This is a genomic window from Streptomyces sp. HUAS MG91, assembly GCF_040529335.1.
Taxonomy (GTDB): domain Bacteria; phylum Actinomycetota; class Actinomycetes; order Streptomycetales; family Streptomycetaceae; genus Streptomyces; species Streptomyces tabacisoli.
In genome coordinates this window covers 1,415,785-1,427,844 of the sequence record NZ_CP159534.1, presented here as the reverse complement: position 1 = coordinate 1,427,844, position 12,060 = coordinate 1,415,785, and the positions used below count along the sequence as shown (strand labels likewise).

The 12,060-nt window shown below is 72.9% G+C and carries 11 protein-coding genes; 10 read left to right on the top strand and 1 reads right to left on the bottom strand.

The genetic code is table 11. The features are described 5' to 3' along the window. Positions 1–14 precede the first annotated feature (14 nt). The 8 genes from ABII15_RS06590 to ABII15_RS06555 all read left to right on the top strand — a co-directional run bounded on the left by ABII15_RS06590 (position 15) and on the right by ABII15_RS06555 (position 8,544). Positions 15–1,118: a quinone-dependent dihydroorotate dehydrogenase gene (locus tag ABII15_RS06590; RefSeq protein WP_353941328.1), complete on the top strand. Its 1,104-nt coding sequence runs from the start codon at positions 15–17 to the stop codon at positions 1,116–1,118. Then, positions 1,115–1,963, top strand: a complete 849-nt coding sequence (pyrF, locus tag ABII15_RS06585) for an orotidine-5'-phosphate decarboxylase (protein WP_353941327.1) — start codon at positions 1,115–1,117, stop codon at positions 1,961–1,963. Before ABII15_RS06590 ends, pyrF begins: the two co-directional genes overlap by 4 nt. A gap of 275 nt (positions 1,964–2,238) precedes the next feature. Beyond that, positions 2,239–2,562 carry an integration host factor gene (locus ABII15_RS06580; protein ID WP_026246651.1) on the top strand — a complete coding sequence of 108 codons (324 nt, stop codon included), beginning with the start codon at positions 2,239–2,241 and terminating at the stop codon, positions 2,560–2,562. A 62-nt stretch (positions 2,563–2,624) separates the two neighbouring features. After that, on the top strand, positions 2,625–3,182 hold the full coding sequence (gmk, locus tag ABII15_RS06575; RefSeq protein WP_353941326.1) for a guanylate kinase: 558 nt from the start codon (positions 2,625–2,627) through the stop codon (positions 3,180–3,182). Between the two features lie 50 nt (positions 3,183–3,232). Further along, the gene (gene rpoZ / locus ABII15_RS06570; RefSeq protein WP_005319902.1) at positions 3,233–3,505 is read left to right on the top strand and encodes a DNA-directed RNA polymerase subunit omega; all 273 of its coding nucleotides are present in this window, start codon (positions 3,233–3,235) and stop codon (positions 3,503–3,505) included. Between the two features lie 109 nt (positions 3,506–3,614). Next, the gene (coaBC, locus tag ABII15_RS06565) at positions 3,615–4,829 is read left to right on the top strand and encodes a bifunctional phosphopantothenoylcysteine decarboxylase/phosphopantothenate--cysteine ligase CoaBC (RefSeq protein ID WP_353941325.1); all 1,215 of its coding nucleotides are present in this window, start codon (positions 3,615–3,617) and stop codon (positions 4,827–4,829) included. A gap of 252 nt (positions 4,830–5,081) precedes the next feature. Further along, complete coding sequence (metK, locus tag ABII15_RS06560) at positions 5,082–6,290, top strand: methionine adenosyltransferase (RefSeq protein ID WP_351446161.1); 1,209 nt, start codon at positions 5,082–5,084, stop codon at positions 6,288–6,290. Between the two features lie 103 nt (positions 6,291–6,393). Next, positions 6,394–8,544, top strand: coding sequence for a primosomal protein N' (locus ABII15_RS06555; RefSeq protein WP_353941324.1), 2,151 nt, complete (start codon positions 6,394–6,396; stop codon positions 8,542–8,544). Between the two features lie 111 nt (positions 8,545–8,655). Here ABII15_RS06555 and ABII15_RS06550 read toward each other — a convergent pair whose 3' ends face one another. Then, positions 8,656–9,204 (bottom strand): hypothetical protein, encoded by a 549-nt coding sequence (locus ABII15_RS06550; protein WP_353941323.1) that lies wholly within the window; start codon positions 9,202–9,204, stop codon positions 8,656–8,658. Between the two features lie 277 nt (positions 9,205–9,481). On the opposite strand from ABII15_RS06550, the gene fmt reads away from it, so the two are divergent. Then, positions 9,482–10,411 (top strand): methionyl-tRNA formyltransferase, encoded by a 930-nt coding sequence (gene fmt, locus ABII15_RS06545; protein ID WP_353941322.1) that lies wholly within the window; start codon positions 9,482–9,484, stop codon positions 10,409–10,411. A gap of 103 nt (positions 10,412–10,514) precedes the next feature. Continuing rightward, a complete protein-coding gene (locus ABII15_RS06540; protein WP_353941321.1) occupies positions 10,515–11,963 on the top strand; it encodes a transcription antitermination factor NusB in 1,449 nt (482 codons plus the stop codon). The last annotated feature ends 97 nt before the right edge of the window (positions 11,964–12,060 follow it).

Below are 12,060 nucleotides of genomic sequence, written 5' to 3'. Positions count from 1 at the left end.
CTAGGACTTCAGTCATGTACAAGCTGTTCTTCAACCTCGTCTTCAAGCGCATGGACCCCGAGAAGGCCCACTACCTGGCCTTCCGCTGGATCCGCCTCGCCGCCCGCACGCCCGTCCTGCGCACCTTCGTCGCGGCCGCCCTGGCGCCCCGCCACAAGGAGCTGCGCACCGAGGCCCTCGGCCTGCGCATGCACGGCCCCTTCGGGCTCGCCGCCGGCTTCGACAAGAACGCCATCGCGATCGACGGCATGTCGATGCTCGGCTTCGACCACATCGAGATCGGCACCGTCACCGGCGAGCCGCAGCCCGGCAACCCCAAGAAGCGCCTCTTCCGCCTCGTGCAGGACCGCGCGCTGATCAACCGCATGGGCTTCAACAACGAGGGTTCGCTGGCCGTCGCGGCCCGCCTGGCCTCCCGCAACCCGGTCTTCAGGACCACGGTCGGTGTGAACATCGGCAAGACCAAGGTCGTCCCCGAGGCCGAGGCCGTCGGCGACTACGTGAAGTCGACCGAGCGCCTCGCCGCCTTCGCCGACTACCTCGTCGTGAACGTCTCCTCGCCGAACACCCCGGGCCTGCGCAACCTCCAGGCCACCGAGGCGCTGCGCCCCCTGCTGACGGCCGTGCGCGAGGCCGCCGACCGCACCGTGCGCTCGCGCCGCGTGCCCCTCCTGGTGAAGATCGCGCCCGACCTCGCCGACGAGGACGTCGACGCCGTCGCCGACCTGGCCGTCGAGCTGGGCCTGGACGGCATCATCGCCACGAACACGACGATCTCCCGCGAGGGCCTGAAGACCACGGGCGACGTCGTGAACGAGACCGGCGGCCTGTCCGGCGCACCCCTCAAGGAGCGCTCCCTGGAGGTCCTCAGGCGCCTCTACGCGCGCGTGGGGGACAAGATCACCCTTGTCGGCGTCGGCGGCATCGAGAACGCCGAGGACGCCTGGCAGCGCATCCTCGCCGGTGCCACGCTCATCCAGGGCTACTCGGCCTTCATCTACGAGGGCCCGTTCTACGCCCGCGCGATCCACAAGGGCCTCGCCGCCCGCCTGAACAACTCCCCGTACCCCACGCTCGCCGACGCCGTCGGCGCCGATGTGAAGAAGGTGTCCGCATGACGGTCCTGGAGCCCTTCGGCGCCCGCCTGCGCCGCGTCATGGACGAGCGCGGCCCGCTCTGCGTCGGCATCGACCCGCACGCCGCCCTGCTGGCCTCCTGGGGCCTGAAGGACGACATCGCCGGCCTGGAGACCTTCACCCGGACCACCGTCGAGGCGCTGGCGGAGACGGTCGCCGTGGTCAAGCCGCAGATGGCGTTCTTCGAGCGGTTCGGCTCGCGCGGCGTCGCCGTACTGGAGAAGGCGGTCGCCGAACTGCGGGCCGCGGGCACCCTGGTCGTCATGGACGCCAAGCGCGGCGACATCGGCTCCACCATGGCCGCGTACGCGCAGACCTATCTGCACCAGGACTCCCCGCTGTTCGTGGACGCCCTGACCGTGTCCCCGTACCTCGGCTACGGCTCGCTGAAGCCCGCCGTCGACCTGGCGCGCGAGTCCGGCGCCGGGCTCTTCGTGCTCGCGCTGACCTCCAACCCCGAGGGCGGCGAGGTCCAGCACGCGGTCCGGGGCGACGGCAAGAACGTCGGCGCGACGATGCTCGCCCACCTCACCGAGGAGAACGCCGGCGCGGCCCCCATGGGCTCCTTCGGCGCGGTCGTCGGCGCGACCCTGGGCGACCTCTCCTCGTACGCGCTCGACATCAACGGCCCGCTCCTCGCGCCCGGCATCGGCGCGCAGGGCGCCACGGCGGCCGATCTTCCGGCCGTCTTCGGCTCCGCGGTCCACAACGTCGTACCGAACGTGAGCCGGGCCGTCCTCAAGGAAGGGCCCTCCGTGACGGCGCTGCGGGACGCTGCCGTGCGGTTCGCGGACGAGGTGCGTGAGGCGGTCGGGACCGCGAATTGAGGCTGCTCAGGGGTGGCACTGCGTGCCGACCTTTGGCCGAGCGTCCGAATCCTGACCGATTTAGCAGACGATTTGCCCGAAATATCCCGCCTGTGGAAGGCTGACCAGGACTTTTCCTCTGTTCTCGCTGACTCTGACCGCCGTGGCCGCTAGTCTCCGACGAGAGCGAACAGGCGAACGCAGGCAAGCGCGTTGCTCGTTGCTCACCAGGTGTGGGGCGACTAGGTTCCTCACCGGTCCGTATCCGACAGTTCGACATCCGAGGTGACGTAGGCGTGGCTCTTCCGCCCCTTACCCCTGAACAGCGCGCAGCCGCGCTCGAAAAGGCCGCCGCGGCTCGCCGGGAGCGGGCCGAGGTCAAGAATCGACTCAAGCACTCCGGCGCCTCCCTGCACGAGGTCATCAAGCAGGGCCAGGAGAACGACGTCATCGGCAAGATGAAGGTCTCCGCCCTGCTCGAGTCCCTGCCGGGCGTGGGCAAGGTCCGCGCCAAGCAGATCATGGAGCGCCTCGGGATCTCCGAATCCCGCCGGGTCCGCGGTCTCGGTTCCAACCAGATCGCCTCCCTGGAGCGCGAGTTCGGCAGCACCGGCGCCTGAGTGACTCCGGACCGGCCCCGGGGCTGGTCCGGGCACTCCGGAACAACTGGAATAATCGCTGCATGAGTGAACGTCCGCGGCTGACCGTGCTCTCCGGCCCCTCCGGGGTCGGCAAGAGCACGGTCGTCGCCCACATGCGCAAGGAACACCCCGAGGTCTGGCTCTCGGTGTCGGCGACGACCCGCAAGCCGCGCCCGGGCGAGAAGCACGGAGTCCAGTACTTCTTCGTCACCGACGAGGAGATGGACAAGCTGATCGCCAACGGCGAGCTCCTTGAGTGGGCCGAGTTCGCGGGGAACCGCTACGGCACCCCGCGGCGTGCCGTCCTCGATCGCCTCGAAGCGGGTGAGCCGGTGCTCCTGGAGATCGACCTCCAGGGCGCCCGGCTGGTCCGTGAGTCGATGCCCGAGGCGCAGCTGGTCTTCCTCGCCCCGCCGAGCTGGGACGAACTGGTCCGCAGGCTCACCGGGCGCGGTACCGAGTCCGCCGAGGTGATCGAGCGCCGGCTCGACACCGCCAAGGTGGAGCTGGCCTCGGAGGCGGAGTTCGACACGACCCTTGTCAACACCTCCGTCGAGGACGTAGCCCGCGAGCTGCTAGCCTTGATGAAGGTTCTTTGATCTTTACCCCAGTCGGGACCCCGGTCCCGGCCCCCATCGGAAGGCAGAGAGTGTCCTCTTCCATCACCGCGCCCGAGGGCATCATCAACCCGCCGATTGATGAGCTGCTCGAAGCCACCGACTCGAAGTACAGCCTGGTCATCTACGCCGCCAAGCGCGCGCGTCAGATCAACGCGTACTACTCGCAGCTCGGTGAGGGCCTGCTCGAGTACGTCGGCCCGCTGGTGGACACCCACGTCCACGAGAAGCCGCTCTCGATCGCCCTTCGCGAGATCAACGCGGGCCTGCTGACGTCCGAGGCCATCGAGGGCCCGGCGCAGTAACACCGCATTCGGTCGTCACCACAGGCCCGACAGCGCCGCTGTCGGGCCTGTGGTGTGTCATGGAGTCGTACGTGTCCTCGTACGCAGCAGTGGAGTCAGGGGAGAGCCGGTGTCGTCGAAGCCCAACGTCGTCCTGGGAGTCAGCGGCGGTATCGCCGCCTACAAGGCGTGCGAGCTGCTGCGCCGGCTGACGGAGTCCGGCCACGACGTCCGCGTCGTGCCCACCGACTCGGCGCTCCACTTCGTCGGCGCCGCGACCTGGTCGGCGCTGTCGGGCAATCCGGTCTCCACCGAGGTCTGGGACTCCGTCCACGAGGTCCCGCACGTGCGCATCGGCCAGCACGCGGACGTGGTCGTCGTCGCCCCGGCCACCGCGGACATGCTCGCGAAGGCCGCCCACGGCCTCGCCGACGACCTCCTGACGAACACCCTGCTGACCGCCCGCTGCCCGGTGATCTTCGCGCCCGCCATGCACACCGAGATGTGGGAGCACCCGGCCACCCAGGAGAACGTCGCCACGCTGCGCCGCCGCGGCGCCCTCGTCATCGAGCCCGCCGTCGGCCGGCTGACCGGCGTGGACACCGGCAAGGGCCGCTTCCCCGACCCCGTGGAGATCTTCGAGTACGTGCGCCGGGTCCTCGCCCGCGGCGCCGGGACCCCGGACCTGACCGGCCGGCACGTCGTCGTCAGCGCCGGCGGCACCCGCGAACCCCTCGACCCGGTCCGCTTCCTCGGCAACCGCTCCTCAGGCAAGCAGGGCTACGCGCTCGCCCGCACCGCCGCCGCGCGCGGCGCCCGGGTCACGCTGCTGTCGGCGAACGCGGGCCTGCCCGACCCGGCCGGCGTCGACGTCGTCCACGTGGGCACCGCCGTCCAGCTGCGCGAGGCGGCCCTGAAGGCGGCCGGCGACGCCGACGCGGTCGTCATGGCGGCGGCCGTCGCCGACTTCCGCCCGGAGACGTACGCCACCGGCAAGATCAAGAAGAAGGACGGCGAGGAGCCCGCGCCGATCGCCCTCGTGCGCAACCCCGACATCCTGGCCGAGATCTCCGCCGGGCGGCCGCGCCCCGGGCAGGTGGTCGTCGGCTTCGCCGCCGAGACCGACGACGTCCTCGCCAACGGCCGCGCCAAGCTCGCCCGCAAGGGCTGTGACCTGCTCGTCGTCAATGAGGTCGGCGAGCGCAAGACGTTCGGCGCGGAGGAGAACGAGGCCGTCATCCTCGGCTCCGACGGCACCGAGAACCCGGTCCCGTACGGCCCCAAGGAGGCACTCGCGGACCGGATCTGGGACGCGGTCGTGTCCCGACTGCCCCACCAGGAGTGAAAAACCGCATTCGCCCCTTCGGACGCACCGAAAACCCGAAAACACCGGAATTTCGGGCGTCCTGCGCTCTTCCTAAGACCGATCGTCATATCGGAGAATGCGGTGTCGCAGGTCACAGCACTCCCAGTAGGCGAGACGCGTGGTCCGGCGAGCGAGCACGACCGATAAACTGTTTCCGGATGTCGTCGGGCGCAGCCCCCGTACCCGTCCGCAAATGATCAGCCAGCAGCCGCTGCAACCACAGGGAGCGTTGTGTCCCGTCGCCTGTTCACCTCGGAGTCCGTGACCGAGGGTCACCCCGACAAGATCGCTGACCAGATCAGCGACACCATTCTCGACGCGCTGCTGCGCGAGGACCCCACGTCCCGCGTGGCCGTCGAGACGCTGATCACCACGGGCCTCGTGCACGTGGCCGGCGAGGTCACCACCAAGGCGTACGCGCCGATCGCGCAGCTCGTGCGCGAGAAGATCCTGGAGATCGGCTACGACTCGTCGAAGAAGGGCTTCGACGGCGCGTCGTGCGGAGTCTCGGTCTCGATCGGCTCGCAGTCCCCGGACATCGCGCAGGGCGTCGACACCGCGTACGAGAAGCGGGTCGAGGGCGATGACGACGAGCTCGACAAGCAGGGCGCGGGCGACCAGGGCCTGATGTTCGGCTACGCGTGCGACGAGACCCCGGAGCTGATGCCGCTCCCGATCCACCTCGCGCACCGCCTGTCGCGCCGCCTGTCCGAGGTCCGCAAGAACGGCACGATCCCCTACCTGCGCCCCGACGGCAAGACGCAGGTCACCATCGAGTACGACGGCGACAAGGCCGTCCGCCTCGACACGGTCGTGGTCTCCTCGCAGCACGCCTCCGACATCGACCTGGAGTCGCTGCTCGCCCCCGACATCCGCGAGTTCGTCGTGGAGCCGGAGCTGAAGGCCCTCCTGGACGACGGCATCAAGCTGGAGACCGAGGGCTACCGGCTGCTGGTCAACCCGACCGGCCGCTTCGAGATCGGCGGCCCGATGGGCGACGCCGGCCTGACCGGCCGCAAGATCATCATCGACACGTACGGTGGCTACGCCCGCCACGGCGGCGGCGCCTTCTCGGGCAAGGACCCGTCCAAGGTGGACCGCTCGGCCGCGTACGCGATGCGCTGGGTCGCCAAGAACGTCGTGGCCGCCGGTCTCGCCTCGCGCTGCGAGGTCCAGGTCGCGTACGCGATCGGCAAGGCCGAGCCGGTGGGCCTGTTCGTCGAGACGTTCGGCACGGCGACGGTCGACACCGACAAGATCGAGTCGGCGATCTCCGAGGTCTTCGACCTCCGCCCGGCCGCGATCATCCGCGACCTCGACCTGCTCCGCCCGATCTACTCCCAGACGGCCGCCTACGGCCACTTCGGGCGCGCGCTGCCCGACTTCACGTGGGAGAAGACCGACCGCGTGGACGCTCTGCGCAAGGCCGCCGGACTGTAGGCCCCGCGTATGCCCTGTGGGCCCGGTTCTCCTTCGGGAGGGCCGGGCCCGCCGCGTTCCCGGGCCCGGCCCGCTGTCACTGCCCTCTGGTAGGAATGCACCTGTGAGCAGCGAGAACGACAGGCCGGAGCAGGGTGGCGGGGGAGGGGAGCCCGAGCAGCTTGCGTTGATCCGGGAGAGCGTGCGGCGGGCCAAGGCGCCGAAGGCCAAGCCGCGGACGTGGCGGGGGGCCGCGCTGGCCAAGGAGCTGCCCGTCGCGCGGGTGCTCGTCGACAAGGGGGTGCTGCATCTCGACCGGTACTTCGAGTACGCGGTGCCGGAGGAGTTGGACGCCGTCGCGCAGCCGGGCGTGCGGGTCCGGGTGCGGTTCGGGGCCGGGTCGAAGAACGTGCGGGACGGGCGGCGCGAGGGCGGCGGGCTCATCGACGGGTTCCTCGTCGAGCGGGTCGCCGAGGCCGAGTACCAGGGGCCCCTCGCCGCGCTGGCGCAGGTGGTGTCGCCCGAGCAGGTGCTCGACCCGGAGCTGCTGGGGCTGACCCGGGCGGTGGCCGACCGCTACGCGGGAAGCCTCGCCGATGTGCTCCAGCTGGCCGTTCCGCCCCGGCACGCCAAGGCCGAGGCGCGGGAGTTCCCTGCACCGCCCGCGCCGCCCGCCGCGCCTGAGCCCGGCTCGTGGCAGCGGTACGAGCGAGGGGCCGACTTCGTCGCCTCGCTCGCCGCGGGGGGCTCGCCGCGGGCCGTGTGGACGGCGCTGCCCGGCCCCGAGTGGGCCGACGAGATCGCCCGGGCCGTGCGGGCGACCCTGGCCTCGGGGCGCGGAGCCCTGGTCGTCGTACCGACCGTGCGGCTCGCGGCCCGTGTCGATCAGGCGCTGCGGGAGGCGCTCGGGCCGGGACAGCACGCCGTGCTCACCGCCGAGGCCGGACAGCAGCGGCGGTACTCGGAATGGCTTGCCGTGCGGCGCGGGGCGGTGCGGGCCGTGGTGGGGACCCGGGCCGCCATGTTCGCCCCCGTACGGCGGCTGGGGCTCGTCGTGCTGTGGGACGACGGGGACGCGCACCACAGTGACGACCACGCGCCGTTCCCGCATGTGCGGGAGGTTCTGGAGCTGCGGGCCGCCCGCGACAAGTGCGCCTTCCTGGCGGGCAGTTGGAGCTGCACCGTCGAGGCCGCGCAGCTGGTGCGCAGCGGATGGGCCGCCGCGATCGCCGCACCGCGGGCCGAGGTGCGGCGCACCGCGCCGCTCGTGCGGACCGTCGGCGACCTCGATCTCGCGCGGGACGAGGCGGCGCGGGCGGCCCGGCTGCCCAGCATCGCCTGGGAGACCGCGCGGACGGCGCTGCGCGAGGGACCCGTCCTGGTGCAGGTGCCCCGGCGCGGATACGTGCCCCGGCTCGCCTGCCAGCGGTGCCGCGAGCCCGCCCGGTGCCGGGCGTGCGCCGGGCCGCTGGAGGCGCGCGAGGCCACCGGTGTGCTCGCCTGCGGCTGGTGCGGGCGCGAGGAGCCCGGCTGGAGCTGCGCCGAGTGCGGCGGCACCCGGCTGCGGGCCCAGGTGGTCGGCGCCCGGCGGACCGCCGAGGAGCTGGGCCGGGCGTTCGCCGCCGTGCCGGTGCGGACCTCGGGGCGCGAGCAGGTGCTCGACACCGTGTCCGGGGAGCCGGCGCTCGTGGTGAGCACGCCCGGCGCCGAGCCGGTCGCCGAAGGGGGCTACGCGGCGGCGCTGCTCCTGGACGGCTGGGCCATGCTCGGGCGGCCCGACCTGCGGGCCGGCGAGGACGCCCTGCGGCGCTGGATCGCGGCGTCCGCGCTGGTCCGGCCCCAGGACGCGGGCGGCACCGTCGTCGTCGTGGCCGAGCCGACGCTGCGGCCCGTGCAGGCGCTGGTGCGCTGGGACCCGGTGGGGCACGCGGTGCGGGAGCTCGCCGACCGCGCCGAGCTGGGGTTCCCGCCGGTGTCACGGATGGCCGCGGTGAGCGGTCTGCCGGACGCGCTGGCCGACTTCCTCGGCGCGGTCCGCCTGCCCGCGGACGCCGAGGTGCTGGGGCCCGTGCCGGTGCCCGAGAGCGGCGGCGGGGGGACGCGCAGGCCGGGGGCGCCCCCGCCCGGCGAGCACTGGGAGCGGGCCCTCGTGCGGGTCCCGCCGGGCAGCGGCGCCGCCCTCGCCGCCGCCCTCAAGCAGGCGCAGGCGGCACGGATGGCGCGCGGCGGGATCGAGCCGGTGCGCGTACGGGTGGACCCGCTCGACATCGGGTGACCCGGCGTCAGGCCCGGTTGCCGCACGGGCGTCAACATGGCGAGGCCTCCCCGGACATGAGGTGCGGGGAGGCTGCGTCGAACGGGAGCCGGCGGACCGGCCGGTCGGGTATCAACCGTTGCGCGGGCCGGGGAAGGCGGTCGGCCGCGCCTCCTCGCGCAGACCCGAGCTGCCCGCGGTGGGCTGGGTCGGCATCGACCGGGCGGCGGGCACCGAGGGCAGCGGGCCCGTGGCCAGTGGAACCGGCGGCCGGGGCGCGGTGGCCGTCGGGGTGTCGGTGGCCCGCTCCGCCTCGGCGGCGGCCTGGGTCGCGGCCCGGCGCGCCCCGTAACGGCGGTGCACCGCCTGCTTGGTGACTCCGAGCGCGGAGCCCACCGCGTCCCACGAGAAGCCCAGCGAGCGGTCGAAGTCCACGGCCGCTGTCACCAGGGTCTCGACGCTGTCCCGCAGCTCCTGGGCGAGACGGACGGTCGGGGCGGGCGCCCTGCCGTAGACGACGAAGCCCGCGGAGGGGCCGGAGCGGCGCGGGCGGTAGACGTTGCCGAGCTGCGCGGTGAGGGTGCGCAGTGCGTCCACCTGCCGCCGGACCCGCTCGATGTCCCGCACCAGGAGGTGCAGGCTGGCCCGTGCCTGGGCGTCGTGGGTTGCGTGGTCGGCCATTTACAAGCCTCTCGAACCGGCGATGAAACATGAGAATGATGGGCCGGTCACGCACCGAACGGCGACGGCGTCCGACAGCGATCGGGGTGATGGCGGCCCGCTGACTGGTCAACTCTTTCTTGACCAACGCGCCATCCGGTGAGGGGTCACGCTGTTCGGGCGTATCCGCATATGCGCAGGGCGCACGTTCTGGCGTGCGCCCCATGCGTGTGTGCGAGCGGGCGCCCATAGACTGGTGCGCTGCCCGTCACCCTGCCCGAGAGGCCACGATCCACCGATGAAGCTCGTCTTCGCCGGCACCCCCGAGGTCGCCGTTCCCGCCCTGGACGCCCTGATCGCCTCCGACCGGCACGAGGTCGCCGCGGTCGTCACCCGGCCCGACGCCCCCGCCGGGCGCGGCCGCCGCCTGATCGCGAGCCCGGTCGCCGAGCGGGCCGAGGAGGCCGGCATCGAGGTGCTCAAGCCCGCCAAGCCGCGCGACGAGGAGTTCCTGGCCCGGCTGCGCGAGATCGGCCCGGACTGCTGCCCGGTCGTCGCCTACGGCGCGCTGCTGCCGAAGACCGCCCTCGACGTGCCCGCCCGCGGCTGGGTCAACCTGCACTTCTCGCTGCTGCCCGCCTGGCGCGGCGCCGCGCCCGTGCAGCACTCGATCATGGCGGGCGACGAGATCACCGGCGCCTCGACCTTCCTCATCGAGGAGGGCCTCGACTCCGGGCCGGTGTACGGGACGGTGACGGAGGCGGTCCGGCCCACGGACACCAGCGGCGACATGCTGACCCGGCTCGCGTTCGCCGGTGCCGGGCTGCTCGTCGCCACCATGGACGGGATCGAGGACGGGTCGGTGCAGGCCGTGCCGCAGCCCGCCGACGGCGTCTCCCTCGCCCCGAAGATCACCGTCGAGGACGCCCGGATCGACTGGGCCGCGCCCGCGCTGCGCGTCGACCGCGTGGTGCGCGGCTGCACGCCCGCGCCGGGTGCCTGGACCGAGTTCCGCGGGGAGCGGCTCAAGGTGCGCTCCGCCGTGCCGGTGCCGGACCGCACCGACCTGGCGCCGGGCGAGCTGGCCGTCGGCAAGAAGAACCTGTACGTCGGCACCGGCAGCTACGCCGTCGAGCTGCTCTGGGTGCAGGCCCAGGGCAAGAAGCCGATGGCGGCGGCGGACTGGGCGCGCGGGGTGCGGATCGCGGCGGGGGAGCGGCTGGGCTGAGCCCGGAGCGGCCCGGGAGCGGGCCGGGCCGTAGGCTGGGAGGGTTCACATCGGCGTACGCCCCTGTGCGTGACGCCCGTACGAATCCAGCAGCGGAGCACCTTTGAGCGACCAGCCGACCTCGTCGAACCGTGGCGCCGGCAAGTCCGGCAGGCCCGGCAAGCCCCACCGCCGTCCCAAGAAGGACCCGGTGCGCATCCTCGCCTTCGAGGTGCTGCGCGCGGTCGACGAGCGGGACGCGTACGCGAACCTCGTGCTGCCGCCGCTGCTCAAGAAGGCCCGCGCCAAGGGCGACTTCGACGCGCGGGACGCGGCGCTGGCGACCGAGCTGGTCTACGGGACGCTGCGGCGCCAGGGCACCTACGACGCGATCGTGGCGGCCTGCATCGACCGGCCGCTCAGGGAGGTCGACCCGCCCGTCCTGGACGTGCTGAACCTGGGCGTGCACCAGCTGCTCGGGACGCGGATCCCGACGCACGCCGCCGTCTCCGCGTCGGTGGAGCTGGCGCGCGTGGTGCTCGGCGACGGGCGGGCCAAGTTCGTCAACGCGGTGCTGCGGAAGGTCTCGCAGCACGACCTCGACGCCTGGGTGGAGCGCGTCGCGCCCCCGTACGACGAGGACCCCGAGGACCATCTCGCCGTCGTCCATTCGCATCCGCGATGGGTGGTGTCGGCGCTGTGGGACTCGCTGGGCGGCGGCCGCGCCGGCATCGAGGACCTGCTGGAGGCGGACAACGAGCGGCCCGAGGTGACGCTCGTGGCACGGCCCGGACGGACCACGGCCGAGGCGGTTCTCGCCGAGGTCGGAGAGGATTCGGGGCTGCCCGGACGCTGGTCTCCGTATGCCGTGCGGCTCACCGAGGGCGGCGAGCCGGGGGCGTTCGACATCGTCAGGACCGGGCGCGCCGGAGTGCAGGACGAGGGCAGCCAGCTGGTCGCGCTCGCGCTCGCGAACGCTCCGGTCGAGGGCTCGGACCGGATGTGGCTCGACGGGTGCGCCGGGCCGGGCGGCAAGGCCGCCATGCTCGCCGGGCTCGCCGCCGAGCGCGGGGCCGTGCTCCTCGCCTCCGAGAAGCAGCCGCACCGGGCCGGACTCGTCGGCAAGGCGCTGGCCGGGAACCCGGGGCCGTACCAGGTGATCGCGGCGGACGGGACCCGGCCGCCGTGGCGCTCCGGGACCTTCGACCGCGTGCTCATGGACGTGCCCTGCACCGGACTCGGCGCGCTGCGCCGGCGGCCCGAGGCACGCTGGCGGCGGCGGCCGGAGGACCTGGACGGGTTCGGGCCGTTGCAGCGGAGCCTGCTGCGGACGGCGCTCGACTCCGTGCGGGTCGGGGGCGTCGTGGGGTACGCGACGTGCTCGCCGCACCTCGCCGAGACCCGGGCCGTCGTCGACGACGTGCTGAAGTCGGTCGGCGGGGCCGAACTCATCGACGCGCGGCCGCTGTTGGAGGGTGTGCCGGGGATCGGGGACGGGCCCGATGTGCAGTTGTGGCCACATCTGCACGGGACCGATGCCATGTATCTGGCGCTGATCCGGCGGACCGCCTAGGAACGTACGGGCCGGTGGGGGCCGGGGTTCCGGGGCTCGGCCCCGTGCCCCGGTGGTCGACAGACGATCCGGGAACGCGGGACTGGTCCAGACCGAT